At 70.8% G+C, this 26,328-nt stretch carries 25 protein-coding genes; 8 read left to right on the top strand and 17 right to left on the bottom strand.

Going from position 1 to position 26,328, the window contains the following annotated elements; all coding sequences use genetic code 11:
- Positions 1 to 9: 9 nt before the first annotated feature.
- Both ACFZDJ_RS37900 and ACFZDJ_RS37895 read left to right on the top strand, forming a co-directional pair.
- A complete protein-coding gene (locus ACFZDJ_RS37900; RefSeq protein ID WP_391065853.1) occupies positions 10 to 1,305 on the top strand; it encodes an amidohydrolase family protein in 1,296 nt (431 codons plus the stop codon).
- Positions 1,302 to 2,030, top strand: a complete 729-nt coding sequence (locus ACFZDJ_RS37895) for an enoyl-CoA hydratase-related protein (protein WP_391065851.1) — start codon at positions 1,302 to 1,304, stop codon at positions 2,028 to 2,030. The genes ACFZDJ_RS37900 and ACFZDJ_RS37895 overlap by 4 nt, the downstream gene beginning before the upstream one ends.
- Before the next feature lie 115 nt (positions 2,031 to 2,145).
- Here ACFZDJ_RS37895 and ACFZDJ_RS37890 read toward each other — a convergent pair whose 3' ends face one another.
- Positions 2,146 to 3,159, bottom strand: a complete 1,014-nt coding sequence (locus tag ACFZDJ_RS37890; RefSeq protein ID WP_391065848.1) for an enoyl-CoA hydratase-related protein — start codon at positions 3,157 to 3,159, stop codon at positions 2,146 to 2,148.
- A gap of 101 nt (positions 3,160 to 3,260) precedes the next feature.
- Here ACFZDJ_RS37890 and ACFZDJ_RS37885 point away from each other — a divergent pair, with 101 nt between their 5' ends.
- Together ACFZDJ_RS37885 and ACFZDJ_RS37880 are read left to right on the top strand one after the other, a co-directional pair.
- A complete protein-coding gene (locus ACFZDJ_RS37885; RefSeq protein ID WP_390933777.1) occupies positions 3,261 to 4,241 on the top strand; it encodes a CoA transferase in 981 nt (326 codons plus the stop codon).
- A 1-nt stretch (position 4,242) separates the two neighbouring features.
- A complete protein-coding gene (locus ACFZDJ_RS37880; protein WP_391065846.1) occupies positions 4,243 to 5,502 on the top strand; it encodes an amidohydrolase family protein in 1,260 nt (419 codons plus the stop codon).
- Positions 5,503 to 5,511: 9 nt separating this feature from the next.
- Here the strand turns inward: ACFZDJ_RS37880 and ACFZDJ_RS37875 are convergent, their stop codons facing one another.
- From ACFZDJ_RS37875 to ACFZDJ_RS37815, 13 genes are all read right to left on the bottom strand, one after another.
- On the bottom strand, positions 5,512 to 6,282 hold the full coding sequence (locus ACFZDJ_RS37875) for an SDR family oxidoreductase (protein ID WP_391065843.1): 771 nt from the start codon (positions 6,280 to 6,282) through the stop codon (positions 5,512 to 5,514).
- Positions 6,283 to 6,287: 5 nt separating this feature from the next.
- Complete coding sequence (locus ACFZDJ_RS37870; RefSeq protein ID WP_390933780.1) at positions 6,288 to 7,436, bottom strand: acyl-CoA dehydrogenase family protein; 1,149 nt, start codon at positions 7,434 to 7,436, stop codon at positions 6,288 to 6,290.
- Between the two features lie 20 nt (positions 7,437 to 7,456).
- On the bottom strand, positions 7,457 to 8,614 hold the full coding sequence (locus ACFZDJ_RS37865) for an acetyl-CoA C-acyltransferase (protein ID WP_391065840.1): 1,158 nt from the start codon (positions 8,612 to 8,614) through the stop codon (positions 7,457 to 7,459).
- Positions 8,599 to 9,435: an enoyl-CoA hydratase-related protein gene (locus tag ACFZDJ_RS37860; RefSeq protein WP_391065837.1), complete on the bottom strand. Its 837-nt coding sequence runs from the start codon at positions 9,433 to 9,435 to the stop codon at positions 8,599 to 8,601. The genes ACFZDJ_RS37865 and ACFZDJ_RS37860 overlap by 16 nt, the downstream gene beginning before the upstream one ends.
- A complete protein-coding gene (locus ACFZDJ_RS37855; protein ID WP_391065834.1) occupies positions 9,432 to 10,619 on the bottom strand; it encodes a CoA transferase in 1,188 nt (395 codons plus the stop codon). The genes ACFZDJ_RS37860 and ACFZDJ_RS37855 overlap by 4 nt, the downstream gene beginning before the upstream one ends.
- A gap of 4 nt (positions 10,620 to 10,623) precedes the next feature.
- Positions 10,624 to 12,177, bottom strand: coding sequence for a FadD3 family acyl-CoA ligase (locus tag ACFZDJ_RS37850; protein WP_391065831.1), 1,554 nt, complete (start codon positions 12,175 to 12,177; stop codon positions 10,624 to 10,626).
- A 76-nt stretch (positions 12,178 to 12,253) separates the two neighbouring features.
- Positions 12,254 to 13,423: an acyl-CoA dehydrogenase family protein gene (locus ACFZDJ_RS37845; RefSeq protein ID WP_391065828.1), complete on the bottom strand. Its 1,170-nt coding sequence runs from the start codon at positions 13,421 to 13,423 to the stop codon at positions 12,254 to 12,256.
- Positions 13,420 to 14,412: an acyl-CoA dehydrogenase family protein gene (locus tag ACFZDJ_RS37840; RefSeq protein WP_391065825.1), complete on the bottom strand. Its 993-nt coding sequence runs from the start codon at positions 14,410 to 14,412 to the stop codon at positions 13,420 to 13,422. The genes ACFZDJ_RS37845 and ACFZDJ_RS37840 overlap by 4 nt, the downstream gene beginning before the upstream one ends.
- 2 nt (positions 14,413 to 14,414) lie before the next feature.
- Entirely contained in the window at positions 14,415 to 15,221 is an 807-nt protein-coding gene (locus ACFZDJ_RS37835) for an enoyl-CoA hydratase-related protein (protein ID WP_391065822.1), read from the bottom strand.
- A gap of 134 nt (positions 15,222 to 15,355) precedes the next feature.
- Entirely contained in the window at positions 15,356 to 16,114 is a 759-nt protein-coding gene (locus tag ACFZDJ_RS37830) for an FCD domain-containing protein (RefSeq protein WP_391065820.1), read from the bottom strand.
- 90 nt (positions 16,115 to 16,204) lie between these two features.
- A complete protein-coding gene (locus ACFZDJ_RS37825; RefSeq protein WP_390933788.1) occupies positions 16,205 to 16,972 on the bottom strand; it encodes a 3-oxoacyl-ACP reductase FabG in 768 nt (255 codons plus the stop codon).
- Positions 16,972 to 18,138, bottom strand: coding sequence for an acyl-CoA dehydrogenase family protein (locus ACFZDJ_RS37820; RefSeq protein ID WP_391065817.1), 1,167 nt, complete (start codon positions 18,136 to 18,138; stop codon positions 16,972 to 16,974). Before ACFZDJ_RS37820 ends, ACFZDJ_RS37825 begins: the two co-directional genes overlap by 1 nt.
- Positions 18,139 to 18,241: 103 nt before the next feature.
- Positions 18,242 to 18,784, bottom strand: coding sequence for a hypothetical protein (locus ACFZDJ_RS37815; protein ID WP_390933789.1), 543 nt, complete (start codon positions 18,782 to 18,784; stop codon positions 18,242 to 18,244).
- Between the two features lie 140 nt (positions 18,785 to 18,924).
- On the opposite strand from ACFZDJ_RS37815, the gene ACFZDJ_RS37810 reads away from it, so the two are divergent.
- Entirely contained in the window at positions 18,925 to 19,497 is a 573-nt protein-coding gene (locus tag ACFZDJ_RS37810) for a YbhB/YbcL family Raf kinase inhibitor-like protein (RefSeq protein ID WP_390933790.1), read from the top strand.
- Positions 19,498 to 19,750: 253 nt separating this feature from the next.
- Positions 19,751 to 20,401, top strand: coding sequence for a DUF4360 domain-containing protein (locus tag ACFZDJ_RS37805; RefSeq protein ID WP_099924705.1), 651 nt, complete (start codon positions 19,751 to 19,753; stop codon positions 20,399 to 20,401).
- Positions 20,402 to 20,487: 86 nt separating this feature from the next.
- Here ACFZDJ_RS37805 and ACFZDJ_RS37800 read toward each other — a convergent pair whose 3' ends face one another.
- Positions 20,488 to 20,694: a hypothetical protein gene (locus ACFZDJ_RS37800; protein WP_075029382.1), complete on the bottom strand. Its 207-nt coding sequence runs from the start codon at positions 20,692 to 20,694 to the stop codon at positions 20,488 to 20,490.
- 196 nt (positions 20,695 to 20,890) lie between these two features.
- Between ACFZDJ_RS37800 and ACFZDJ_RS37795 the strand changes: the two genes are divergently transcribed.
- The gene (locus ACFZDJ_RS37795) at positions 20,891 to 21,124 is read left to right on the top strand and encodes a chaplin (protein ID WP_168505296.1); all 234 of its coding nucleotides are present in this window, start codon (positions 20,891 to 20,893) and stop codon (positions 21,122 to 21,124) included.
- A 420-nt stretch (positions 21,125 to 21,544) separates the two neighbouring features.
- Here the strand turns inward: ACFZDJ_RS37795 and ACFZDJ_RS37790 are convergent, their stop codons facing one another.
- On the bottom strand, positions 21,545 to 23,074 hold the full coding sequence (locus ACFZDJ_RS37790; protein WP_391065814.1) for a M81 family metallopeptidase: 1,530 nt from the start codon (positions 23,072 to 23,074) through the stop codon (positions 21,545 to 21,547).
- A complete protein-coding gene (locus tag ACFZDJ_RS37785) occupies positions 23,071 to 24,327 on the bottom strand; it encodes an ROK family protein (protein ID WP_391065811.1) in 1,257 nt (418 codons plus the stop codon). Before ACFZDJ_RS37785 ends, ACFZDJ_RS37790 begins: the two co-directional genes overlap by 4 nt.
- Positions 24,328 to 24,530: 203 nt before the next feature.
- On the opposite strand from ACFZDJ_RS37785, the gene ACFZDJ_RS37780 reads away from it, so the two are divergent.
- Complete coding sequence (locus tag ACFZDJ_RS37780) at positions 24,531 to 26,324, top strand: ABC transporter substrate-binding protein (protein WP_391065808.1); 1,794 nt, start codon at positions 24,531 to 24,533, stop codon at positions 26,322 to 26,324.
- Positions 26,325 to 26,328 lie beyond the last annotated feature (4 nt).

The following is a 26,328-nucleotide window of genomic DNA, read 5'->3' as shown; positions in this document are numbered from 1 at the left end:
GAACCCGTCATGGATCGAGACGATCTCATCCTCATCAGCGTCGACGACCACATCATCGAACCCCCCGACATGTTCGTGAACCACCTCCCCGAGCGGTACCAGGACGACGCGCCCCAGCTGGTCCACCAGGACGACGGCACCGACACCTGGACGTTCCGGGAGACGGTGATCCGCACCGCCGCGCTGAACGCGGTGGCCGGCCGGCCCAAGGAGGAGTACGGCCTCGAACCGCAGGCCCTGGACGAGATCCGCCCCGGTTGCTACGACGTGAACGAGCGCGTCGCCGACATGAACGCGGGTGGCATCCTCGCCCAGATGAACTTCCCGTCCTTCCCGGGCTTCGCGGCCAGGCTGTTCGCCACGGAGGACGCCGACTTCTCACTCGCGCTGGTACGGGCCTACAACGACTGGCACATCGACGAATGGTGCGAGGCGCATCCCGGGCGGTTCATCCCGATGGCGATCCCGGTCATCTGGGACGCCGAACTGTGCGCGGCGGAGGTCCGCCGGGTGGCCGCCAAGGGCTGCCACTCGCTGACCTTCACCGAGAACCCCGCGGTGCTCGGGTACCCGAGCTTTCACGACCCGTACTGGAACCCGCTCTGGCGGGCGCTGTCCGACACCAACACCGTCCTGTCGGTGCACATCGGCTCCTCGGGCAGGCTGGCGATCCCGGCGGTCGACTCGCCGCCCGACGTCATGATCACCCTGCAGCCGATGAACATCGTCTCGGCCGCCGCCGACCTGTTGTGGTCCCAGCCGGTCAAGGACTTCCCCGATCTGAAGATCGCCCTGTCGGAGGGCGGCACGGGCTGGATCCCCTACTTCCTGGAGCGGGTGGACCGCACCTTCGAGATGCACGCGGCCTGGACTCTCCAGGACTTCGGCGGGAAGCTGCCGTCCGAGGTCTTCCGGGAGCACTTCCTCACCTGCTTCATCAGTGACCCGATGGGGGTGAAACTCCGTCACGAGATCGGCATCGACAACATCGCCTGGGAGTGCGACTACCCGCACAGCGACTCGATGTGGCCGGAGGCGCCCGAGGAACTCATGGGCGTGATGGAGCGCTTCGACGTGCCCGACCCGGACATCGCCAAGATGACCCACGAGAACGCCATGCGCTGGTACTCCTTCGATCCCTTCACCCATGTGCCGCGCGAGCAGGCCACGGTGGGGGCGCTGCGCAAGCGGGCCGAGGGCCACGACGTGTCCATCCAGTCGCGCAGCCACCGTCTGATCGAACCCGCCGAGAAGCTGGAGGCGTACCGCTCCCGGGCGCGCGCGGCGACGGGTGCCGCCCGATGAGCGACCTGGTCCTGACCGAGCGGGTCGACAACGTCCTCGTCGCGACCCTGAACCGGCCCGAGGCCCGCAACGCCCTGAGTCCGGAGCTGATCGACGACCTGTCGGACGTACTGCGGGAGGCGGACGCCGATCCGGGGGTCCGGGCGATCGTCCTGACGGGCGCCGGAACCGTGTTCTGCGCCGGCATGGACCTCAAGGCGTTCGCGAAGGGCGGCGGCAAGTTCGACGGCCTGGTGTGGTTCTTCCGGGACGGCATCGGCACCCCCGTGATCGCGGCGCTGAACGGCTCCGCCCTCGGCGGCGGCTTCGAAATGGTGCTGGCCTGCGACCTGGTCGTGGCGGCCGAGGACGCCAGGCTCGGGATCGCCGAGGTCAAGCGGGGCCTGTTCGCGGCCGGGGGCGGTACGACGCTCGCCGACCGGGTACCGCTCGCGATCGCCCTGGAGATGGGCCTGACCGGCGATCCGGTCACGGCCGCGCAGGCCGAGCGGGCCGGCCTGGTGAACCGCGCCGTTCCCGCCGCCCGGGTGCGGGAGGAGGCGCTCGCCCTGGCCGGGCGGATCGCCGCCAACGGTCCGCTGGGCGTCGCCATGACCAAGAAGCTGATACGGGAACGCCGCTGGGCCGAACCGGACGAGGTCGTGTCGGTGTTCCGCAGCAAGGACGCGGCGGAGGGCGCCCGCGCCTTCGCGGAGCGCAGAACGCCGGTGTGGACCGGCAGCTGACGCGCGGCGTCCCCCGACGGCCGCCGTACGGTGCCCACGGCGCCCGGAGCGTCACCACGGGGTGACGTCGGGGCCGGTCGGCACGGTGCGCCGGCAGCCGCGCCGCGCGGTGGGTTCAGCGCCCGCCCGCCGCCGCGCCGGACGAGGAGGGGGCGTCCGACGCCGTGGCGGGCGGTGAGGGAGCGCCCGCCACGGTGACCTCGCCGATCCCGTCGACCAGGCCCCAGCCGAGCGCCTCCGCCGCGCTCAACGTGCCGCCCGACAGGGCGAGATACGCGGTGCGCTCCCGGCCGATGCGGACCGGGAGGCTCGCCGTGCCGCCCGCGCCCGGGATCAGCCCCATCCCGACCTCCGGCAGCCGGATCACCGTGTCCGGCGCGGCCAGCACCCGCCCCGCGAAGGCCGCCAGCTCGATCCCGGCGCCGACACAGGCGCCGTGCAGATGCGCGGTCACCCGGGGGCCGCACTCCTGGAGCAGCGCGGCCGGACTGCGCCGTACCCTCAGCAGGTGGGCCTGCGCCGGATCGCGGGACGTCCCGAACTCGGCCAGGTCACCTCCGCTGCAGAACGCGGCACCGTTCCCGTACAGGTCGACGCGCGCGATCGACGGATCCGCCACGGCGACGTGCAGCGCCTCGCACAGGGCGTCCCGGGTCCCGGCGTCGAACGCGTTCCGTACCCACGGCCGGTCGAAGGTGATGGCAAGCCGGTCGCCGTCACGACACAGCCGTACGGGCTCGGCGGCCGGACGTGGAGTGCGCGGGCGCGCCGAGGCCAGCCAGGCACGGAAGCCCGCGCCGCTCTGCAGCATCGAGTAGGCGAGGGACTCGAGCACCAGCCGCTCGGGCGGATCGACCCGGCCGCCCATGCGCAGCACCTGCGTCAGCGCGACGCAGGCCGCCGGCTGCGCCGCGACGATCGCCGCGAGGCGCTGGGCGACGGTGTACGGGTCCGCGCACCCCACCCACGGTCGCGGGGGATCGGCGACACCGGTGAGCAGGATGTCGAACTCCGGGCCCGCGTCGACCGGTTCCGCCGCCACACCGACGAGCACCCGATCGTTCGCGGCGGCCCGTACCGGCGCCTCCCGGTCGAGGTCGACCAGGTGGAAGGGCGAGTCCAAGGTCATGTCGTTCCCCTCCCCAACCGGCGGCGACTGGAGTGTAATAGGGGATCGCCATGGCGGAGAAGGGGGTTCATGAATTGGAGAACGATACTCTCCGGAGCTGGATGGAACCCGTCGAGCCGTTCCTCGGCCCCCTCCACGACGTGGCGAAGGCCTTCACCGGCCTCACCGGCGTGCCCGTGGACATACCGACCGCCCTCTTCCTCCGCGCCGACCTCACCGGCCTCCCCCTCCCCGGCAGGGTCTCGGCCGGCGGCTCCTGCCACCTCCTCGAAACCGCCGACGGCTGGGCCGCCGTGAACCTGGCCCGCCCCGACGACCTGGCCGCCGTGCCCGCTCTCGTCGCGCTGCTCGGGAGAGCCGGGACGCAGGAACCGCACGAGGCGGCGCGCCGGGCCGCGGCGGCCGAGGTCGCGGCACACGCGCAACTGCTCGGGATCGCGGCCGCCGCCCACGGTTCGGCCCGCGGCACCCGCGCTCCCGTACGCGCCGAGCGAGGCGGGGCGCCGAGCCCACGTGACCTGGCCGGGCTGCGGATCGTCGACTTCTCGTCGCTGTGGGCAGGGCCCCTGTGCGCCCGGCTCCTGGGGGCGGCGGGCGCGAGGGTCGTGAAGGTGGAGAGCACCACCCGACCGGACGGCGCGCGCAGGGGATCGCCCGCCTTCTACCGCTGGCTGCACGACGGACACGAGAGCCTGGTGCTCGACTTCGCCTCCGGCGCACCCGCCGAGGTCGTCGCCGAGGCGGACGTCGTCATCGAGGCGTCACGCCCGAGGGCACTGCGCCGACTGGGTATCCACGCCGAGGAGTTCCTCGCGGCCCGCCCCGGCCGTGTCTGGCTGAGCATCACCGGCTACGGCCGCGACGAGGACCGTATCGCCTTCGGCGACGACGCGGCCGTCGCGGGCGGCCTCACCGGCATCGACCGCGCCGGCGCCCCCGTCTTTCTGGGCGACGCGCTCGCCGACCCCGTCACCGGCGTCTTCGCCGCCCACGCCGTCGCCCGCTCGCTGGCCGACGGCGGAGGCGAGCTTCTCGGCCTCTCCATGGCCGCCTGCGCCGCCGCCCTCGCCGACAGCCGTTGACATGCTGATCACGGACGTGGAGGTCGAGGGCCACGGCAGGGTGGACGTGCGCCTCGGAGGAGGACGGGTCGTCGGGATCGGCCGACGACGGGCGGGGCGCGGCGATGTCGACGGCCGGGGCGGCGCGTTGCTGGTCGGCCTGCACGACCACCACGTACACCTGGCGGCACTGGCGGCCGAGGCCGCGTCCGTGCGGGTCGGTCCGGGGGATGTGCGCGACCGGGAGGGACTGGTGGCCGCCCTGCGGCGGGGGGCGCCGGGGGAGTGGGTGCGCGCCGTCGGCTACCACGAGAGTGTCGCGGGGGAGCTCGACCGGTGGATGCTGGACGACTTCGCGTCCGATCGGCCGGTGCGGGTCCAGCACCGCAGCGGGGCCCTGTGGGTGTGGAACAGCGCCGCGCTGCGGGCCGCCGGGCTGGACGGCGGGGGCGAGGGGCGGTTCTGGCGGGAGGACGAGCGGCTGCGTGGGTTCACTGGGCCCGTAGGGCTGGATCTGCGCGGCGTGGGGGCCCGGGCCGCGACGTACGGGATCACCGGGTTCACCAACGCGGATCCGCAGCCGGGGGAGGGGCTGGCCGAGCTGCTCTCGGTGCTGCCGCAGCGGCTCGTCGTGATGGGGCTCGGCGACGCGCCGGTGAAGTTCCTGCTCGACGACGCGACCCTGCCGACGCCGGACGAACTCGCGGCGTCCATGGCGGCGGTGCGGCCCCGCCCGGTGGCCGTGCACTGCGTGACCCGGGTGCAGTTGCTCGTGACCCTGCTCGCCCTGGACGAGGCCGGGCCGGTCGCGGGTGACCGGATCGAGCACGGGTCGGTGATCCCGGCCGAGACGATGCCCTGGCTCGCGCGGCTCGGCGTGACGGTCGTGACGCAACCGCACTTTCCCGTGGAGCGGGGCCGGGAGTACGCGACCGATGTGGACCCGGACGACCAGGCCCACCTGTACCGCTGCCGGTCCCTGGCCGAGGCGGGGATTCCGCTCGCCGCCGGGACCGACGCGCCGTACGGGAGTGCCGACCCCTGGGCGGTGATGCGGGCGGCCGTCGAGCGGTCCGGCGGGGAGGCGGTGCACCGGCGTGCGGCGCTGGACCTCTTCGCGGGGGAGCCTCAACACCCCTCACGAGTACGAAAGTTGACCGTCGGCTCGGTCGCCGACCTGTGTCTCCTCCACGTACCGCTGAAAGAAGCGCTCGACCTCATGTCCGCCGACGTCGTACGCGCGACGTTCGTCGGCGGACAGCGGATCACACCGCAGGAGTGAACCAGGGCGCTAAACGCTGTACCCGCCGTCCACCCCCAGCGCCTGCCCGGTGATGAAGCCGGCGCGGTCCGAGGCCAGGAACGTCACCGCCTCCGCGATGTCCTTCGCCTCGCCGAAACGGCGCAGCGGGATGTTGCGCCGGGTGATCTCCAGCGCCGCCGTGTCGAGTTCGCCGGAGCTGATCAGACGGGCGGCGATGCCGTCGGTCAGCATGCCGGGGCCGACGCAGTTCACGCGGACGCCATAGCGGCCCTCCTCGGCGGCCAGCGCCCGCGCCACCGCCTCGACCGCCCCCTTCGTGCCCGACGACAGCCCGTCGCGCACGGGGAACCGGCGGGTGGCCACGGTGGTGACGGCGACGATGGAGCCCCGCGTCTCCCGCAGCCGGGGCAGTGCGGGATGGACGAGGTTGAAGAACGCCACCGCGTCCGCGTCGAGCTGGGCCCGGTACTGACTCGGCGTCACCTTGCTGAGGTGCACCATCGGCACATGCGGGCCCGCCGCGTACACGAGCGTGTGCAGGCCCCCGAAGGCGCAGGCCGCCTCGGCGACCGCCTCCGCCGTGGCCGACTCGTCGCCCAGGTCGAGGCGCAGCGCGAGGACTTGACGCCCGTACGCCTTCACCTCGGCGGCGAGGGCGTCGGCCCCGGCCTGGCTGGTGCGGTACGTGAACGCCACGTCGCTGCCGCGCTCGGCGAGCATGCGCACGACGGCCGCGCCGATGCCGCCGGTGCCGCCCGCGACGAACGCGACGCCGGTCCTGCTGGAGAAGTCCGCCATGATGCTCACAGTCCCAGGGATTTGGCGATGATGACCTTCATGACCTCGCTGGTGCCGGCGTAGATGCGGGTGATGCGCGCATCCGCGTACAGCCGGGCGATGGGGTACTCCAGGATGTACCCGTACCCCCCGAAGAGTTGCAGACAGCGGTCGACCGCGCGTGCCTGCATCTCCGTGCAGAACAGTTTGACCTTGGCCGCGTCCGCTCCGGAGAGTTCGCCGTCGACGAGCTCGCGCACCGCCCGGTCGAGCATCATCTGCGCGGCCTCGATCTCGGCGGCCACCGCGGCGAGTTCGAACTTCGTGTTCTGGAAGGAGGCGACCGGAGTCCCGAACACCTGCCGTTCCCTGACGTATTCGAGGGTCGTGTCGAGTGCCGCCTTCGCCTGGGCGACCGATCCGACCGCCACCGTCATCCGCTCCTGGGGGAGGTTGTGGCCGAGATAGCCGAAGGCCGCGCCCTCCTCGCCGAGCCGGTTGGCGACCGGGACCCGCACCTCGTCGAAGGACAGCTCCACGGTGTCCTGCACCTTGATGCCCATCTTGTCGAGCACCCGGCCGCGCGCGAACCCGGGCATGCCGTCCTCCACGACCAGCAGGGTCAGGCCCGCCCGGCGGTTGTCGGGATCGGTCGACGTACGCGCCACGACGATCACCAGGTCGGCGAGGAGACCGCCGGTGATGAACGTCTTGGCCCCGTTGAGGACGTAGGCGTCCCCGTCGCGCACGGCGGTGGTACGGATGCCCGCGAGATCGGAGCCCGTGCCCGGCTCGGTCATGGCGACGGCGGTCAGGAGCCGGCCCGCCGCGAGGCCGGGGAACCAGCGCTCGCGCTGGTCCTCGTCGGCGTACGCGAGGAAGTACGGCAGGACGACGTCGAGTTGGGTGCGTACGGTGCCGAGCGTGACCAGGGCGCGGGCCGCCTCCTCCTGGAGTACGACGTTGTAGCGGTAGTCGTGCAGACCCGCTCCGCCGTACGCCTCCGGTAGGGAGATGCCCAGCACTCCGAGCGAGCCGAGCTTCTCGAAGAGCTCGCGCGGCAGCCGGCCCGCGTGCTCCCACTCCCGGTAGTGAGGGACCACCTCCTTGGCCACGAAGTCCCGGACGAGCTGCCGGAACGCCTCGTGGTCGACGGTGAAGAGTTCTCGGCGCACGACGTCCTCCGTGAGGGTGCTCAGGATGCGGGGGATACGAGCTCTACGAGAGTCGCGTTGGCGGTGCCGCCGCCCTCGCACATGGTCTGCAGGCCGTAGCGGATCCCGTGGTCTCGCATGTGGTGGACCATCCGGGTCATCAGCACCGCCCCCGACGCGCCGAGCGGATGCCCGAGCGCGATCGCGCCGCCCAGCGGATTGAGCAGCGCCGGGTCGGCGCCGGTCTCGGTGAGCCAGGCCAGGGGCACGGGCGCGAAGGCCTCGTTCACCTCGAAGACGCCGACCTCCGGCAGACTCACGCCCGTCTTCCGCAGCACCTTCTCGGTCGCCGGGATCGGACCGGTGAGCATCAGCACCGGGTCGGAGCCGGTGACCACACCCGCGCGGTAGCGCACGAGCGGCGTCAGCCCCAGCTCGCGCGCCTTCTCCGGTGTCGTCACCAGCAGCGCCGCCGCCCCGTCGGAGATCTGGGAGGCGTTGCCCGCGTGGATCACACCGTCCTCGGTGAACGCCGGTCTGAGCTTGGCGAGGGTCTCGACGCTCGTACCGCGCCGGATGCCCTCGTCGAGGGTCACGGTCGTCGCCCCCTCGGTCGACACGGCGGTGATCTGAGCCTCGAAGGCACCGGCGTCCTGCGCCGCCGCGGCCCGCTCGTGCGACAGCGCCGAGAACGCGTCGAGCCGCTCCCGTGGCAAGCCCCACTTCTGCGCGATCTTCTCGGCGGAGATGCCCTGGTTGAAGGAGAAGTCCTGGTAGCGGGTGAGGACCTGGGGCCCGTACGGCATGCCGGTGGAGCGCGCTGCCCCGAGCGGGACCCGGCTCATCACCTCGACTCCGCCCGCCACGACGACGTCCTGCTGGCCGGACATGACCGCCTGCGCGGCGAAGTCCAGCGCCTGCTGGCTCGATCCGCAGGCCCGGTTGACCGTGGTGCCCGGGATGCTCTCGGGCCAGCCCGCGGCCAGCACCGCATAGCGCCCGATATTGCTGGACTGTTCCCCGACCTGGGAGACACAGCCCCAGACCACGTCGTCGACGACCTCCGGATCGATGCCCGTCCGCTCGACGAGCGCGCCCAGCACGACAGCGGAGAGGTCCGCGGCGTGCATGCCCGACAGCCCGCCGTTCCGCTTGCCCACGGCGGTGCGGACCGCCTCCACGATCACTGCTTCCCGCATGTCGACCCTTCCGGTCGTTGAGATGGCGTCGAGCGCGGTACCGCCCAGCGGCCCGTGAAGACCGGCTCCCGCTTCTCCTTGAACGCGGAGTACGCCTCCGGGACGTCCGTCGTCGCGAAGTTGACCGCCTGGGCCCGTGCCTCGTTCGCGAGCGCGTCCCGCAGTGTGCGGTCGGCGCCCTCGTTCAGCAGCGCCTTGTTCTGGGCGAGGGCCACCGGGGCGCCCGCCACCAGACGCGCGCCGAGGCGCGCCACGAAGTCGTCGATCTCCTCGGCGCGCACCACCCACGTCACCAGGTTCAGCGACCGCGCCTCCTCGGCGTCGATCGTCTCGGCGAGCAGCGCGAGCCGTTTGGCCTGCTGCAGACCCACGAGCCTCGGCAACAGCCAGGATCCCCCGCAGTCGAGGGACAGCCCGCGCCGCGCGAAGATCTGCGAGAACCTCGACTCCGGAGTGGCGACCACCAGGTCGCACCCGAGTGCCAGGTTCCATCCCGCGCCGACCGCCACCCCGGTCACCATGGCGACGGTCGGGACCGGCAACTCGTGCAGCAGCAGGGTGACTTCGCTCAGGGTGCGCATCCGGTACATGGGGTGCGCGGCGCTGAGTCCCCCCGAGATGTCCGCGCCGGAGCAGAACGCGCCACCGGCCCCGGTCAGCACGAGTGCCCGTACGGACCGGTCATTCCCGGCGTCCGTGAGCGCGTCCCGCAGCGCGCGCCACAACTCCTCGTCGATCGCGTTCCTGCGGTGCGGACGGTTCAGCGTCAGCGTCCGTACGCCGCCCGAGTCGCCGGAGAGCAGTACCGGCTCCTCACTCACGGCAACTCCCCCTCGGCGCCGATCCCCAGTTCGGCGAGGACGGCCGCGGTGTGTTCGCCGAGGGCCGGGATCGGCCCCATCGGCTGTTCGTAGCCGGAGATGACCGGCGGCGGCAGCAGCGCCGGCACCGGACCGCCCGGCGTGTCTATCTCGCGCCAGCGGTCGCGGGCCGTCAGATGCGGGTGCGCGACGACGTCGCTCGGGGTGTTGTAGCGGGAGTTCCCTATCCCCGCGGCATCCGCACGGTCCTGGACGTACGCCAGGTCATGACGCGCGCACCAGGCGCCGATCTCCGCGTCGAGGGCCTCACTGTGCGCGACCCGGCCGGAGTTGCTCCGCAAGCGCTCGTCGTCCGCCAGGTCCGGGCGGCCGAGGACCTCACGCGCGAGCCGCTGCCACTCGCCGTCGTTGGTGGTGCCGAGGACGACGGTGTGACCGTCGGCCGTGGGATAGGCCCCGTACGGCGCCACCGCGGGCGAGCCCATGCCCTTCGGCTCCTGGTCCACGCCCGTGTGCCGGGTGTAGGTCAGCGAGTAGCCCATCAACTCCGTCATGGTGTCGAACAGGCTGACCGCGGCTGAGGTGGGCCCCTGCACCCGGCCGCGCTCCTTCCCGCAGAGCAGCGCCATGATCGACAGGGCGGCGTACAGACCGGTGCTCACATCGGCCATCGGCGGCCCCGCCTTGGCCGGCGCGCCCGGTCGGCCCGTGGTCGCGCACGCCCCCGACTCGGCCTGGACCAGCAGGTCGTAGGCGCGCTTGTGGGAGAGCGGCCCGCCGGGCCCGTACCCGTCGATCTCCACCGCGATGAGCTCGGGATGGCTCACGGCCAGGTCGGCGGGGGAGATGCCGAGTTTCGCGGTCGCCCCGGGCGCGAGGTTGGAGACCAGGACGTCGGCGCGGTCGAGCAGTCGGCGCAGCACCGCCATCCCGGCCGGGGACTTGAGGTCCAGGGCCACCGACTCCTTGCCCCGGTTGAGCCAGACGAAGTGGGCCGCGAGGCCGCCCACCACGTCGTCGTAGTGCCGGGCGAAGTCGCCGCCCCGGGGGTTCTCGACCTTGATCACCCGCGCCCCGAAGTCACCCAGCGTGCGGGTGCACAGGGGAGCCGACACCGCCTGCTCCAGGGTCACCACGGTGATGCCCGCGAGGGGACCGGCCGAGCCGTGTCCTGGCGCGTCCACGCGATCAGTTGTCACTCGGCTTGCTCCAATCGCGCCGCAGTCCGTCCTTCAGCACCTTCTGACTGGCGTTGCGCGGCAGCGCGTCGACGAACCGGACATGCCGGGGGACCTTGAAGTTCGCCATGTTCTCGCGTGCCCAGGCGACGACGTCGGCCTCGGTGAGCCGGTGGCCCGGCCGCACGACGAGGAAGGCGCAGCCGACCTCACCGAGACGCTCGTGCGGCACTCCGATGACAGCGGCCTGCTCGATGGCCTCGTTCCCGAGCAGCAGCTTCTCGATCTCGGCCGGATAGGCGTTGAAACCGCCGACGATGTACAGGTCCTTCTTGCGGTCGACGATGGAGAGGTTTCCCCTCTCGTCGAGGCGCCCGACGTCCCCGGTGTGCAGCCAGCCCCCGGCGTCGACGGCCGCGGCGGTGGCCTCGGGGTCGTTCCAGTACCCGCGGGTGACGTTGTAGCCGCGTACCAGGACTTCGCCGTCCTGCCCGGTGGGAACGGCCAGGCCCCGGTCGTCGACGATGCTCACCTCGACGTCCGGGATGGTCCGTCCCGTGGTCCGTGCGACCGTCTCCTGCGAGTCCCCGATCCGGGTGGTCGTCACCAACGCGGTCGACTCCGTCAGCCCGTACGCGCTCATCACGATGTCGAAGGACAGTTCCGACTTCATGGCGCGGATCAGCGATTCCGGAATGGTGGTGCCGCCCGTCATGGACACCCGCAGCGAGGAAAGATCGAACGCGGCACGGTCCGGATGGTTGACCAGGTCCTGGAAAATGGTGGGAGGCCCCAAGAGAATGCTGACCCGTTCCCGGTCGATGATCTCGAGCGCCCGCCCCGCGTCGAAGGTGCGCATGGGAATGACCGTCACGCCGTGGATCAGGGAAGCGAGCCACCCCGCCTTGTAACCGAAGCAGTGGAAGAACGGCGGGATGATCAGAAAGCTGTCGGAATGCCTGAACGTGTATTCCTCGGACATCCAGCCATAGGCGCGCAGGGACTGTCCATGGGTCAGGACGACGCCCTTGGGATGACCGGTGGTGCCGGAGGTGAACATCACGTCGGACACGTCGTCCGGGGTGAGCCGGTCGATCAAGTCGTGGGCCGTGGACGAGGAGTCGGCCTCTCCCGCGCGAAGGAAGTCCTCCCACGCGAGGTCCGCCGCCCCCCGCGGGCCGAGAATCGACACCGTCCTGCGCAACGCGGGCAGATCCGGATCGGCGTTCCTCAACTCGGCTATGTAGTCATTGCCGAGAAAGGACGAGGCGAAGACGGCCTTCGCCCCGGACCTGCGCAGAATATAGGAGATCTCCGCTGCCTTGAACCTGGTGTTGAGCGGCACCACGATGCCCCCGGCGCCCTGGATGCCGAGCGCGGCCAGGATCCACTCGGCGGAGTTCGGAGCGCACAGACCGACACGGTCCCCCGGTTCGACCCCCAGCGCGACGGCGGCCTTCACGGCCCGGACCATCTGCTGCTCCAGCTCACGGAAACTCCACCGACGGCTCTCGTCGACGAGGGCCGGCGCGTCCGCGAATTGCTTGGCGGCAACTCTGATCATATGGGGAATACTCCGGTATTCGAGGTCGTATCGCATGGGTGAACTCCCATCGGACGAAATCCCGCTGATACAGGCGCTAGTTGCCGGACGGCAGACCCAGGACCCGTTTCGCGATGATGTTGCGCTGGATCTGCGATGTTCCGCCGTACACGGACGCCGCTCTGGAATAGAGGTAGTCCCCGAAGAGCTCGCTCGCCCCTCCTCGCCCCTCGTGCTCCCCGTCCCCGCCTCGGAGTTGTTCCTCGGGGAAGACCTTGAGCGCCGTCTCGTAGAGCCGCTGCTCGGTCCTGGTCATCAGCAGCTTGTCGATGGACGACTCCGGTCCTGCGAGCTGTCCGCCCAGCCGCTCGGCGGTGCGGCGCCGGGCGTGCGCCACCAGGACCTCGTAGTCCACGAAGCACCGGCCGATCTCGGACAGCAGCCCGTCCGGAAGGTCTCCCCGGCGTTCCAGGGCGGTGCGCCGCAGCCGCTCGACGAGCAGCCCGTACTTCGAGAGGTGACCGGTGTCCAGGGCGTTGCGCTCGTACGACACCGTCGTCATGGCCAGTGGCCAGCCGTCGCCCTCGGCGCCGATGCGCTCGGAGCGTGCGATGCGTACGTCGTCGAGGAACAGCTCGCAGAACTCGTCGTCGCCGTTCGCCGCCCTGAGCGGCCGTACCGTCACGCCCGGCCGGTCCAGCGGCAGGGCGAACGCCGAGATCGCCTGGTGCGCGGGCGCCGACCGGTCGGTCCTCGCGAGCAGCAGGCACAGACCTGAGTACTGCGCGTAGCTGGTCCAGAGCTTCTGCCCCCGTACGGTGTAGTGGTCCTCGTGCGGGGTCGCGACCGTGCTCATCCCCGCGAGGTCCGATCCGGCTCCCGGCTCGCTGAAGCCCTGACACCACACGTCGTCACCGGCGAGCATGCGTGGCAGCCAGCGCCGGCGCTGCTCCTCGGAGCCGAACTCCAGGAGCGCGTGGGCGAGATAGCCGATCCGGGGGACTCCGGGGGCGTGACAGGCACCGAGTTCATCGCTGACGGCGACCTGGTGCAGCGCGCTCAGGCCCTGGCCGCCGTACTGGACGGGAACGTCGAGGCCCACCCAGCCGCCCGAGTACAACAGGCGGTGCCACCGGTGGAGGAAGACCGGGACCGGCTCGTCCGGGAGGCGTTCGGGCAGCGGGTGCTCGGCCATCCAGGCACGGAACCGGCGGCGCAGCCGGTCGAGGTCCGCGGGGTCACCGAAGTCCAGGGGGGTGTCGGTCATCGGGTCAGCTCCGGCTGGGCCAGCGTCGTCAGGAGATCGGCCGTCGTCGCCAGCGTCATGGCGCCCAGGCGGACCTTGCGGAGGTACAGGTGCGCGATGTGCTCCCAGGTCTGGGCGATACCGCCGAAGACCTGCATGCCCGTGTACACCGCGTCGAGGGCGGAGGCGTTCACCTCGGCCTTGGCGACGCGCGCGGCCGTCAGGGCCCTCGCGGGCGACTCGTTGTCCAGGCACCACGCGGCGTACCGGGTGGCACTGGTGCAGGCCTCGACGAGGACCGTCGCGTCGGCGAGCAGATGCTGGACCGCCTGGAACGAGCCGACCTCCCGCCCGTACTGACGGCGCTCCCGGGCGTACTCGACGCTCAGCTTGACGAACGACCCGGCCGCGCCGACGAGTTCACTGCTCACCAGGACGAGCGCGTAGGCCTGCCAGTGCTGGTACTCGTGTGCGTCGAGCCGGCCGAGGACGCGTGCGGTCGAGTCGGACGACACCGAGCGAATGCGGCGCAGGAGGTCGATGCCCGGTGCGGTCGGGCCGAGTTCGAGCGAGGTCACCGTTCCGTCGGGTGCGACGTACAGCGCGCTGTCCGCCCCCTCGCAGTCCCAGGCGAGGAGTGGGGACGGGGAGGAGCCCGGAGCGGAGCCCGGGAAGCGCAGGTCGTGTGCGAGGGCGATCGTCGGTGTCGCGCCATGGGGCGGGGGTTCGGCACGGTCGAGGAGTCGCAGCAGCTCCGGGGCGAGCAGCACGGTGCCGACCAGGGAGGTGGTCAGGGGCTGGCGGCCGTGTTCCTCGGCGAGCAGGGCGCACTCCTGGACGGTGGCGGCCGGGGGTGAGGAGCGGCGCAGTTCGGCGAGGCCCAGTTCGCCGAGAGCCTCTTGCGCGGCGGTGCGTGCGATCGGCTTCACCTCGTCGGCCGAGCCGATCCGGAACCGTGCGGCGAACGTGCGGAACATGTCCCGCACGAGCAGGAACTCCTCGGCCTCCACCGTCAGTCCTCCTTGGCCTCGGTATCGGCCGGCCGCCGTCGGGCGCGGGACGCCAACTCCTCGACGATCCGGATGTGGTCGGGGCTGGTCATGGTCGCCCGCTCGGCCATCAGCGCCGCCTCCATGCCGCCGCGGGACACCTGCTCGACCACCACGGCGAGGGCCATTTTGGTGGCGCGCAGCGCCTCGGCCGGCTGGGCGGCCAGCCGCCGGGCCAGCGCGAGGGCCTCCTTCTGAAGGTCCTCGGGGGGAACGGTGCGGTTCGCCAGGCCCAGTTCGACCGCCGTGGCGGCCGGAATGCGGTCGCCGGTGAAGAGGTACTCCTTCGCGCGGAGCAGGCTGGTGAGCAGGGGCCAGAGGGTCACCCCGCCGTCGCCCGCCACCAGGCCGACCGAGACATGGGGGTCCGCGAGGTAGGCGTCCTCCGCCATCAGGACCAGGTCGCAGCCCAGCGCCAGGCTGCAACCCAGCCCGACCGCGGGGCCGTTGACCGCCGCGACGACGGGGAGCGGGAAGCGGATCATCGCCGTCTGGATGCTGCGGTCGAGCCGGATCGACCGCTCGCGCAGCTCCGGATCGCTGTGGTGGCGCCGCAGGTGGTCGAAGTCCCCGCCCGCGCTGAACGCCCGGCCCGCGCCGGTGAGGACGACGGCCCGTGCGCCGGGATCGTCCGCCAACTCCCGCCAGACGTCGGCCAGCCAGCGGTGGAGCTCCTCGGACACGCCGTTCAGCCGCTCGGGCCTGTTGAGCGTGACGATACGGATGTCGCCGTCCGTCTCGACGGTGATGACGGAGCTGACCTCGTCCATGGGGACCCCATCTCCAGTGCCGCAGTCGCCCCGACCTCAGATGATATTAAAGGTCAGACCGAATGGCCGTCAATGATCCGAAAGGGCCTGCCTCAAGCAATGATCCGGAGGGTCCCGCCTTGAGCTCGCGGGAGTCAGTCCTCCGTCGGCCCGGACAGTTCCACCTGGTCCCGCCGGTCCACCCGCGCGGCCGCGTCGGCGAATCCGCACACATGGCGCGCCATGCGCCGCATCGCCGCCGGGCCGTCCTGGTCGCGGATCGCCTCGGTGATCTTCGCGTGCGCGCGGGCGGTGATCGAGCGGATCTCGGCGTCCATGAACTGTTCGAGGTTCGTGGCGGCGTAGATCGACTGCGAGAGCGCGCTCATGAACCCGATCAGGAGTTCGTTGTCGCTGGCCCTCGCCACCGCGCTGTGCCAGTCGATGTTCGCCCGCAGGAAGCGCGGGATGTCGTCCCCGGCCTCGACGAGATCCCGCTGGGCGGCGTCCAGTTCGGCGAGATCACGGTCGGTGCGGCGCACCGCCGCCAGCGCGGCGCACGTGGGCTCGATGGCCTCCCGCGTCTCGTGCAGCGCCTCCAGCCGGATCCGCTGCCCCCGGATGACCAACTGCACGGTACTGGCGAGTGATTCGCGGCCCGGCCGGTGCACGAAGGCGCCGCCGCCGCGGCCCGGCCGGATCTGGAGCAGCTTCTCGACCTCGAGAATCCGCAGCGCCTCCCGTACCGTGGCGCGGCTCAGCCCCGTCTGCTCGACGAGTTGACGCTCCGGCGGCAGCGCCATGCCCTCGGTGAACTCGCCGGAGAGAATGCGCTCACGTACCTCCGACGCCAGGACGTCCGATGCCTTCGGAACCGTCAGGGCGTCGAAGCGCGGGTGAGACCTACCGGGCATGTACGTACTCCTGGGACCGATGCCACTGCTTTGGTTGAACCATTCAGCATAGTACGGATGCTCATGGCCACCGCGAGCCGCGGCCGCGGGTCACATGACCATGCCGCCGTCGACGGGCAGCACCTGCCCGGTGACGAAGGAGGCGGCGTCCGAGGCGAGGAAGACGAAGCTTCCGGCGATCTCCTCGGGCTCGGCCCAGCGTCCCAGCGGGATCCGGGCGAGCATCGCGTCCGAGAACTTCTTGTCGGTGCGGATCGTCTGCGTCATCGGCGTCGCGGCCAGCGGTGCGAGCGCGTTGACCTTGATCTGCTTGCGTGCCAGTTCACGCGCCAGGGACTTCGTCAGGCCGATGATGCCCGCCTTGGCCGCGGAGTAGTTCACCTGGCCGAGAGTGCCGACGATGCCGGCCGACGAGGTGACGTTGATGATCCGCCCCGTGCCGTCCGTGGGCAGGAACGGCAGCGCGGCCTGCGCGCAGTGGAAGGCGCCCATCAGGTGGATGTCGACGATCCGCCGGAACGCCTCCTCCTGGAGGTTCTCGAACATGTCCGGCGCGATGATTCCGGCGTTGTTGACGAGGATGTGCAGCTTCCCGCCGGTCAGCGCCGCCGCCCGGGCCGCCGCCGCGTCGGCGGACGCACGGTCCCGTACGTCCAGCACCGCACTGTCCGCCCGCTCGCCGGTCGCGGAGATCTTCTCGGCGACCGCCGCGGCCGCCGCCCCGTCGACGTCGGTGACGAGAACGGCCGCCCCGGCGTGCGCGAGCGCCACGGCGACCGCGGAACCGATGCCGCCCGCGGCGCCGGTGACCAGGGCCGATCGTCCACTGAGATCGAACAGACCGGTGTTGTCGGCCATCAATAGCTCCTCGGCATTCCCAGAGTGTGCGATCCCAGATAGTTCAGGATCATTTCCTGACTGATCGGCGCGATCTTCATCAGACGGGCCTCGCGGAAATAGCGGGCCACGTTGTACTCCTCGGAGTAGCCCATACCGCCGTGCGTCTGCAGGGCCCGGTCGGCGGCGGTGAATCCGGCGTCCGCGCAGAGGTACTTGGCGGTGTTCGCCTCGCGCCCGCACGGCCGGCCGTTGTCGTAGAGCCAGGTCGCCTTGCGCAGGATCAGCTCGGCCGCGTCCAGCCGGGCGAGCGAGTCCGCGAGCGGGAACTGGATGGCCTGGTTCATGCCGATCGGCCTGCCGAACACCACGCGCTCGTTGCCGTAGCTCACGGCCTTCTCCAGCGCCACCCTGCCGATCCCGAGTGCCTCGGCGGCGATCAGCATGCGCTCCGGATTCAGTCCGTCGAGGAGGTAGCGGAACCCCTGACCCTCCTCGCCCACCCGGTCCTCGACCGGGACGCGCAACTCGTCGATGAACAACTCGTTCGAGGTCACGGCGTTGCGGCCCATCTTCGGGATGGGGCGGACGTCGATCCTGTCGCGGTCCAGGTCGGTGAGGAACAGCGTCATTCCGTCGGTCCGCTTGGCGACCTCGCCGACCTTCGTGGTGCGGGTGAGCAGCAGGATCTTCTCGGACTCCACGGCTTTGGAGATCCACACCTTGCGGCCGTTGACGACGTAGTGGTCGCCGTCCCGCCGGGCGAAGGTCGTGATGCTCGTCGTGTCCAGACCGGCCTCCGGCTCGGTCACCCCGAAACAGACGTGGAGATCGCCGGTGGCGACACGGGGAAGCGTGCGCCGCTTGAGTTCCTCGGAGCCGTGCACCACCACGGGCTGCATTCCGAAGATCGACATATGGATCGAACTCGCGGCATTCATCCCGCCGCCGGATCGCGCCACTTCCTCGAGCAGCAGCGTGGCCTCGGTGATGCCGAGACCGTTGCCGCCGTACTCCTCCGGAATGGTGAGCCCCAGCCAACCGCCGTTCGCGACGGCGGCGTAGAACTCCTCGGGAAACCGGTGGTCCCGGTCCTTCTCCATCCAGTACCGGTCGTCGAAGTCGCGCAGGAGCCCGACGACTGCCTTGCGGATGGTTTCCTGATCTTCGGTCAGCTCAAAGTCCACGATGTTGGACCCCTCCGCAGCTTTGATATCTGCGAAACATAACAAAGGTCAGACCGTAAGGATAGTGCTCATGCGCCGGCCCTCTACGAGAGTGCGACCTGTCCTAGCGGTCCGCGGCCGGGTTGCCCTCGACCCATTGGATGAGGAGCTGGCGCACGTACGGGTTGCCCTCCTGTGCGGAGTGCGCCAGTCGCTCCGCGCTCGCGCGTGCCGCCCGCCAGGCCACCGGGGTGTCCTCGGTGTGCGCGGTGTCGGCGGCGGCCAGCGCGTCGGCCGCCAGGCCCCGGAGATCCTCGGCGAGGTCGTCGTGCGCCGCGGCCCGGTACGCCTCCAGGCGCAGCGCCGTCAGTTCCTCGGCGGAGGGGGCGGGCCGCGCCGGGGGCTGGGCGTAGCCGCTGACCGCGATCACCACGCAGAAGGTCGCCACGTCCCGGCGGCTCTCCTGCTGTCCCCGCGCGATGGCGGGCCCGAGCCAGGCGGCGGCCTTCCAGTGGGCCACGGTGGTGGCCGTGAGAAGGGAGACGGTGAGCGCGGTAAGAGGAATCCAGCCACCGAGGAAGTAGCCGATCGGGCCGAGCACGAGGAGGCAGGCCCCGCTGAGCATCCAGATGCGACGGCGGCCGATTCTGAGGTGTCGGGGCTCCATGCCCTTCAGTGTCGCAGGGGCGCGCAGGGAGCGGTGAGGCGGCGCGGGATTCACCGAGTGCGCCGCCCGGTGCCGGGGGAGCGGAGTGGGGCGGCCGGGTTGCCGACCCGGGCCGCACGCCCGGCGCTAACGTGGCGGACATGCGCCGTGGGAACTGGCTCGGAACCGTCATGACGGCAGCCGTGGTGACCCTTGCCGCGGGCTGCGGGGGTGCCTCGAAGACGCCCGCCGCGTCCGCGGCACCGACATCGGGCGCCTCGGGGGCGATCAGGGTGACAAGCCCGGCCTTCGGGGACGGTGGCACCGTCCCACGCCGTTTCACCTGCGACGGCGCGAACGTGTCCCCGCCGCTGCGTCTCTCCGGTGTGCCGGGTGGTGCGGCCGAGCTGGTCGTGCTGGCCGAGGACCCGGACGCCGCGTCCGGGACCTTCGTCCACTGGCTCATGTGGGGCGTCGATCCGCACGAGACGACGCTGGACGCGGGCGCCGTCCCGAAGGGGGCGGTGCAGGGACGCAACGGCTTCGGGCAACGCCGCTACGGCGGTCCCTGCCCGCCCGCCGGCACACCCCACCACTACGTCTTCTCGGTCCTTGCCGCCGACGTGAGGCTGCACCTTCCCGAGGACGCCACGGTCGACGCCGTACGGCGCGCGCTGGCCGGTCACACCGTGGGCTCCGGCACCCTCGTCGGGCGGTACGGACGTACGGGCTGAATGGCCGGAGATCGCCCTGCCCAAGCGTGACGGGCGTACATACGATGCGGTCGATCCCGGCCTTCACAGCTCCTTCACAGGGCGGGGTCGCATGGGCATGCGCTTGACATGTCCATGCTTCAACGATCCGCGCTTGATCCAACGCACTGGTCTGCGACGGCGCCGCACGTCCGCGTGCGGCCCCGCACCCCCCAATTCACGGCGGCACACGTTCCGTGCCGCCGTAGACACCAACGCAACGGATTGGAGCACCATGGCTGGTGGGCTGCTTCTGGGTGGCGCGATAGCCGCCCTGTTCGCCACCGCACTCCCGGGGCCGGACCCGTCCTCCGGGATCGTCGACCCGCCCCCGGACAAGATCGTCATCAAGGTCGCCACCGTGAACGGTTCCGGCTGTCCGCAGGGCACCGCCGCTGTCGCGGTCTCCCCGGACAACACGGCCTTCACGGTCACCTACAGCGACTACCTCGCCCAGGTCGGAGGCAACTCCGACCCCACCGCCTTCCGCAAGAACTGCCAGCTCAACCTGATCGTCCACGTGCCGCAGGGCTTCACGTACGCCATCGCCAGCGCGGACTACCGCGGCTTCGCCGCACTCCAGTCGGGCGCGAGCAGCACCGAGAAGGCCTCGTACTACTTCCAGGGCTCGTCGAGCACGGCGGCCATCACCCACCCCTTCCGCGGCCCCTACAACGACAACTGGCAGTCCACGGACGTCACCGACTGGGCCCAACTGGTGTGGGCGCCCTGCGGTGTCCAGCGGAACTTCAACATCAACACCGAGCTGCGTGTCAACGCGGGCACGTCCACGCCCGGCAGCAGCAGTTTCATGACCATGGACTCCACGGACGGTGACATCAGCACCATCTACCACCTCGCCTGGAAGGAGTGCCCCGCCTCCTGACCTCCGGCCCGTCCGCATGACCTTGACCGGCTCCGCCGCATCGGAGCCGGTCAAGTGGAGCCGGCGAGCTCAGTGAGCTGGGCGCGCTAGGGAAGCAGTCGTTCGATGGCTGTGGGTCCGTCCTCCCGCAGCCTGCGCTCGGCCCAGGCGAGGTTCTTCGGACTGAGGTCGCGACCCGCGGCGAGCACCATGTCCTCGGCGGTCACGGGGCCTTCGGAGCCGGTGTGCAGCAGCGAGTCGGGGGTCGCCCTGTCGTCGGACGGTGAGGACGAATCGGGCTGGCTTGTTGGCATGATCTCTCCCTCTTCCACCTGACCTGTTCTCACGCTACGGGCATTCCGCACACCCCGCGCGACACGCCGCGTGCGGACGCGGCTGAGGGCGGGGCCGGGGCGTCCAGGCCCCATTCGGACGTACAACGATGTCGGTCGTCGGCCGCGGAGGTGATGGTGGAAGCACTCGCACCCCTGCGACTGATCGGAGCATGTAATGCGTATTCGTCTGATGGCTGCCGCCGGACTGGCGGGCGTGGCCCTGCTGGCCACCGCCGGGACCGCTGCCGCCGACCCCAACCCGGTCGGTGTCGCCGCGAACAGTCCTGGAGTCCTGTCCGGCAACGTCATCCAGATCCCCCTCGACCTCGGCCTCAACCTCTGCGGCAACTCCCTCGACCTGCTGAGTCTGCTGAACCCGGCCACGGGGAACACCTGCACGAACAACTGAACCGGCTGACCGCCGAGCCGCGCCGGGCAGGTCTTCCCCTGCCCGGCGGATGGCCACGGTGTCCTTGGCGGACGGAGATCGGCTCAGGCGGACGGTCTCGTGCTGCGGCGGACGGCTACCGGTCATGGCGGACCGGCGGACGGCGGACGGCGGACGGCCGACGGCGGACGGTAGACGGCTGACGGTGTTGGCGGACGATCGCCGGTCTTGGCGGACGGTCGCCGGTCCTGGCGAACCGCTGCCGGACGCGATGGACAGCCACGGATTCCGGCCGAGGAGGATCTGTCCTGGCGGACTGCCACTGGTGTCGGCGGGCTGCTACTCGTCCGGTGGATGGCCATCGATCCCGGCGGGCCGCCACCAGACCCGGCGGGCCGCCGTTCGTCCCGATGGTCGGTTGTGGATGTGGGGCCATATGGGCTACTCGTCCGGCCCGCCCAGCGGGTCGTTCGACGGGGGGATGATGCGGGCCGTGAGGTCCGGTTCCGGCATGTGCGGGTCGAACGGGAACATGGGGCGGTGGATGCGGTGGTGCCCCAGCCGGGCGAGGTCCTGGTCGACGCCGCCCGGGGTCAGCGCCATCTTCCAGCCGGCGGACATGGCGAACAGTTCCGGTTCCAGATAGCCGATCTTGACCACGACGACGTCGGCGCCGCGCGGGTCGAGCGCCAGGCCGGTGAAGTCGTGCTCGTGGTGGTACGGCTTGCGGAGCCGCGTGATGATCACGTACACGCTCCCGACCCGCAGGACGACCTCGGTCCCGGCGTCCCGGTCCCCGTGCCGGACCGCGTGGACCACCCCGGTCATGGTGAGCGGCCCCGCGTGCCGGTCGTCCACCTCGGCACCGGCCGTGACCGTGACGCTCGCGCCGACGCCCGCCTTCTCCGCGGCCTCGACGGCGGCCGGCCCCGGCACGGACGCGTAGATGACCGTCGGCCCGGACGGTTCCTTGAACTCCGGACGGGCGAGGACGCGTTCGAGCCCCCACGTGACATCGCCCGCGCCGCCCGCCGTCGGATTGTCACCGGTGTCGCTGACGAAGAACGGCCGGGCGTCGGGGGAGGAGGCCAGCGCCGCGTCGAGGCACTCGTCCAGTGACCCGGTCGGCGCGACGAACGCGAACGCGCCCCGCGCCTCCCAGAATCCACGCGCCAGCCGCTCGGCGCCCTGCGCGACGGCGGCCTCCGACGGCCCGGTGACCACGACCGCGGCGCGGTTGCGCGGCTCGTCCGCCCACGCGTACCCGACCCAGATCGCGGCGTCGGTCACGCCGTCCGTGGCCTCCACCTCGTCGATGGCCGCGTACACGCTCCTGGCGGGCTCGATGCGCGTCGAGGTCTGCTCACCGGCCAGCAGCACGGGCACCGGGATCCAGGCCTTGACCGGCCGGGGAGCGCCGGTGGTGAGCAGATCCACGAGATGGCGGGCGGCCCGCTCCTTCGTCTCCATGTGGTCCTCGTGCGGAGCCATCCGGTAGCAGGTGAGGAGGTCGCTCATGTGGGCGAGCTCGCGCGAGACGTTGCCGTGCAGGTCCATCGAGGTAGACACGATGACATCGGTTCCGACGGTCTCGCGGATCCGGGCGAGCAGGACGGCCTCGGCGTCGTCGACGCCCTCCACCGTCATGGCGCCGTGGATGTCGTACCAGAGCCCGTCGAGGCGCGGCAGCTCCCCGAGCCGGCGCAGCAGTTCCGCGGACAGCTCCGCGAACGCGGCCGCGGTCACCGTGCCGCCGGGCAGCGCCTTTCCGACGAGCGCGCCCTGCCAGGAGGCCGCGTCACGCAGGGGCGTCCCGGGCGCGAGGAAGGGATAGCGCGTGAGGACGTCCTCGCCGCGCTGTGGGTGGAATGCGGGCGCCTCGGTCCGCGCCGGCGAGAACGTCGACGACTCGATGCCGAGTCCGGCGATGGCGATGACGGGCCGGGCGACGGCGGTACGGGGGTGCGTCATGGCTCCTCGATTCGTATGCGCTGGCCGGAATGGAGTCCCGCTCCTGTCCCTGTCCCTGTTCCTGCTGCCGCTCCGGTCACGATGTGGAGTGCGTGGGACAGCGCCCGCTGGAGCGCGAACTGCCCCGCGCCGACCAGCCCCGCGTCCGCGCCGAGGCTCGCCCGCTCGATCACCAGGTGCTTGGTCACCAGCGGATGGCACCCCTCGTACAGCTGACTGCGGACGGCGGCGACGAACGGTTCGAGCGTGGAGAGGATGCCGCCGAGGTACACGGCGTCGGGGTTGAAGAAGTTGACGTTCGCGGCCAGCACCATGCCGAGGTAGCGGCCGGCCTGACGGACGGCGCGGGTCGCCTCCGGGTCGGCGTCGGACGCGAACCGGACGACGTCCTCGATCGTGTCGACGTCGAGCCCCCGCTCACGCAGGACGCGCACCAACGCCGCGCCCGACGCGACGGTCTCCAGACATCCGGTGTTGCCACAGGAGCACGGGATGTCGTGGCCCGCCTCGACCCGTACGTGGGTGATCTCGCCGGCGGCGCCGGTCCCGCCCCGGTAGAGCCGTCCGTCGGCGATGACACCCGCGCCGATCGCGGAGCCCATCTTCACCATGATCGACTGGCGGCGCTCGGCCGGCTGGACACTGTGCTCGCCGACGGCCATGCAGTTGGCGTCGTTCTCGATCGCCGCCGGAACGCCGAAGCGGTCCTCCAGCCAGGCCCGGACGGGGAACCGGTTCCAGCCGGGCATGCGCGACGGCAGTGTCACCACGCCGGAGGCGACGTCGACCGGCCCCGGCAGCGAGAGGCCGACCCCCTTGAGCAGCTCACGCCCGTGCTGCTCGGCGAGGCTCTCCAGCGTCCCGGCGAGCCCGGGCAGCGCGGCCTCGGGCCCCTCCGCCGTAGGGAACGGCACTGTCGACACGTCCGTGAGCCCGCCGCCCGGCAGCACGACACCGACGTGCGCGTGTCTGCCCCCGAGTTCGGCCGCGACCGCGAACCCGTCGCTGCCGCCGAGCCGCAGGACCTTGCGCGGACGCCCTCCCGCGGAGGAGCGCGTGCCCTGCTCCGCCACCAGCCCGTGGGCCACGAGCTGACCGACCGTCAGGGAGATCGTCGAGGGCGCGGCCCCGAGCAGATCGGAGAGTTCGGTGCGCGTGGTCGCCTGCCCGGAGGCGAGGAGTTCGAGGACGCGCTCGGCCAGGGACGAGACGCCCGTGGCACCCCTGCGGTGTACCGCACTTTTTTCAGGCATGGACGAAGTAACTTCCGACGACGGGATCGGGATGCCGAGCGTACGTCCCTGAAGCCGCCTCTCCACTTTTTTCAGAACAGCAGAAACAGGCTTTTTACAGCAGGGCGTCTGTTTCTTCGAACAGTCGGGTCGTTGACTGGCTCCGCCACGCCCCTTGCCCCTTTGTTCACCCCTGTTCACCCCTGTTCACCCCGAGGAGAGTCATGTCCCCTGCACGCGCGACACTCGTCGCCGGTGCCGTCGTCTCGGCGGGCACGCTGCTGCTCGCGGGCTGCTCCGGGACGAGCGGCACGTCGTCCACGTCCCCCGACTCCATCAACTACGCGCTGCCCGCGAACTTCACCCCGAACTGGATCCTGCCGATCGGCACGGCCGCACATCTCAACACCAACAACATCTCCATCGCCAACAGCCTCTGGGAGCCGCTCGTCGCGTACGACGGCTCGACCGGCAAGATCGCCTGGAACAAGAGCGGGTCCATCGCCACCGCAGCCGCCTTCGCCTCCGACGGCAAGAGCGTCACCCTCACGCTCGGCGACCGCAGGTGGAGCGACGGCAAGCCGATCACCTCGCGCGACGTCGAGTTCTGGTTCAACCTCATCAAGGCGAACAAGGAACAGTGGGCGGGCTACAACCCCGGCAAGGCGCCGGACAACTGGACCTCGTTCAAGACCGTGGACGACCACCACTTCACGCTCACGTTCGACAAGGCCTACAACTCCGACTGGATGCTCGCCAACGAGCTGAGCGCGATCAACCCGCTCCCACAGCACGCATGGGACAAGACGGCCGCGTCCGCCACGGTGTCGGACGCCGACCGGACGGCCGCCGGCGCCAAGCAGGTGTGGACGTACCTCAATACGGCCGCGAAGAACATCTCCGGCTACGAGAAGGACGCGCTGTGGAAGACCATCAGCGGTCCCTACGCGGTCAAGTCCTTCTCGACCGCGGGCAAGGTCGTGCTCACCGCCAACAAGAAGTACGACGGCGGTGAGAAGCCGGACATCGTCACCGTGAACCTCCTCCCCTTCACGACGGCGGACGCCGAGAAGAACGCGCTGCGCTCGGGGAGCGTCGACTACGGCTACATCGAGGCGACCGACCTCGACCAGAAGGACCGGTTCACCGCCCAGGGGTACACGGTCAAGCCCTGGTCCGGCTGGGCGATCACCTACATGCCGTACAACTTCAACAACCCTTCCATGGGCGCCGTGTTCAAGCAGCTCTACGCCCGTCAGGCGGTCCAGCGGTCGATCGACCAGAGCAGCCTGGCGAAGGTCATCTTCAACGGCACCGCGGTCCCCGGCTACGGCCCGATCCCGCAGGCGCAGTCGAGCGACTTCCTCTCGCCCACGCAGAAGGGCAATCCGTACCCCTTCTCGACCTCAGCCGCCAAGTCCCTGCTGACCGAGCACGGTTGGACCGAACAGGGCGGAGTCATGGTGTGCACGGATCCGGGCGCGGGTGCTTCGCAGTGCGGTGACGGGGTCGCCAAGGGCACCAGGTTCCAGATGCAGGTGCTGTCCCAGTCCGGCTCGACCGTCACCGACAACATGATGAGCGCGATCCAGTCCTCGCTGGAGAAGACCGGGATCAAGTTCACGATCAAGACCGCGCCCGTGAACTCGGTGCTGTCCCAGACCCCGCCGTGCACCGCGAGCCAGTCGATCTGCGCGTGGCAGCTGTCGTTCTTCGGCACGGCCGGCAGCTGGTACTTCAACGCCTTCCCGACCGGCGACTCGCTCTTCCAGAGCAAGGGCGGCTCGAACTTCGGCAACTACTCCGACCCGGAGACCGACCGGCTGATCACCGCCTCCACCACGTCGAACTCCGCGCAGGCCGTACGGGACTACAGCGCGGCCCTCGCCAAGGACCTGCCGGTCATCTGGCTGCCGGAGCCCGACTACCAGATCTCGGTCCTCAAGAACGGCCTCGGCGGCTTCTCACAGGACTCACTCGCCAACTTCCATCCGGCGCAGTGGAAGTGGAACCGCTGACCGC

Source organism: Streptomyces sp. NPDC007896, from assembly GCF_042959425.1.
GTDB lineage: Bacteria > Actinomycetota > Actinomycetes > Streptomycetales > Streptomycetaceae > Streptomyces.
The sequence above is the reverse complement of the archived record's forward strand: the minus strand, read 5'-3'. Positions and strand labels throughout refer to the sequence as shown.

Bases quoted from the DNA above. Each gene is read 5' to 3' on its own strand.
- ACFZDJ_RS37895 (WP_391065851.1), top strand. From the start codon at position 1,302: ATGAGCGACCTGGTCCTGACCGAGCGGGTCGACAACGTCCTCGTCGCG.
- ACFZDJ_RS37810 (WP_390933790.1), top strand. From the start codon at position 18,925: ATGCGCCGTGGGAACTGGCTCGGAACCGTCATGACGGCAGCCGTGGTG.
- ACFZDJ_RS37890 (WP_391065848.1), bottom strand. From the start codon at position 3,159: ATGACCTTGGACTCGCCCTTCCACCTGGTCGACCTCGACCGGGAGGCG.
- ACFZDJ_RS37835 (WP_391065822.1), bottom strand. From the start codon at position 15,221: ATGGACGAGGTCAGCTCCGTCATCACCGTCGAGACGGACGGCGACATC.
- ACFZDJ_RS37830 (WP_391065820.1), bottom strand. From the start codon at position 16,114: ATGCCCGGTAGGTCTCACCCGCGCTTCGACGCCCTGACGGTTCCGAAG.
- ACFZDJ_RS37790 (WP_391065814.1), bottom strand. From the start codon at position 23,074: ATGACGCACCCCCGTACCGCCGTCGCCCGGCCCGTCATCGCCATCGCC.
- ACFZDJ_RS37845 (WP_391065828.1), bottom strand. From the start codon at position 13,423: ATGACCGACACCCCCCTGGACTTCGGTGACCCCGCGGACCTCGACCGG.
- ACFZDJ_RS37785 (WP_391065811.1), bottom strand. From the start codon at position 24,327: ATGCCTGAAAAAAGTGCGGTACACCGCAGGGGTGCCACGGGCGTCTCG.
- ACFZDJ_RS37880 (WP_391065846.1), top strand. From the start codon at position 4,243: ATGCTGATCACGGACGTGGAGGTCGAGGGCCACGGCAGGGTGGACGTG.
- ACFZDJ_RS37825 (WP_390933788.1), bottom strand. From the start codon at position 16,972: ATGGCCGACAACACCGGTCTGTTCGATCTCAGTGGACGATCGGCCCTG.
- ACFZDJ_RS37900 (WP_391065853.1), top strand. From the start codon at position 10: ATGGATCGAGACGATCTCATCCTCATCAGCGTCGACGACCACATCATC.
- ACFZDJ_RS37795 (WP_168505296.1), top strand. From the start codon at position 20,891: ATGCGTATTCGTCTGATGGCTGCCGCCGGACTGGCGGGCGTGGCCCTG.
- ACFZDJ_RS37805 (WP_099924705.1), top strand. From the start codon at position 19,751: ATGGCTGGTGGGCTGCTTCTGGGTGGCGCGATAGCCGCCCTGTTCGCC.
- ACFZDJ_RS37875 (WP_391065843.1), bottom strand. From the start codon at position 6,282: ATGGCGGACTTCTCCAGCAGGACCGGCGTCGCGTTCGTCGCGGGCGGC.
- ACFZDJ_RS37885 (WP_390933777.1), top strand. From the start codon at position 3,261: ATGGAACCCGTCGAGCCGTTCCTCGGCCCCCTCCACGACGTGGCGAAG.
- ACFZDJ_RS37850 (WP_391065831.1), bottom strand. From the start codon at position 12,177: ATGATCAGAGTTGCCGCCAAGCAATTCGCGGACGCGCCGGCCCTCGTC.
- ACFZDJ_RS37780 (WP_391065808.1), top strand. From the start codon at position 24,531: ATGTCCCCTGCACGCGCGACACTCGTCGCCGGTGCCGTCGTCTCGGCG.
- ACFZDJ_RS37800 (WP_075029382.1), bottom strand. From the start codon at position 20,694: ATGCCAACAAGCCAGCCCGATTCGTCCTCACCGTCCGACGACAGGGCG.
- ACFZDJ_RS37865 (WP_391065840.1), bottom strand. From the start codon at position 8,614: ATGCGGGAAGCAGTGATCGTGGAGGCGGTCCGCACCGCCGTGGGCAAG.
- ACFZDJ_RS37815 (WP_390933789.1), bottom strand. From the start codon at position 18,784: ATGGAGCCCCGACACCTCAGAATCGGCCGCCGTCGCATCTGGATGCTC.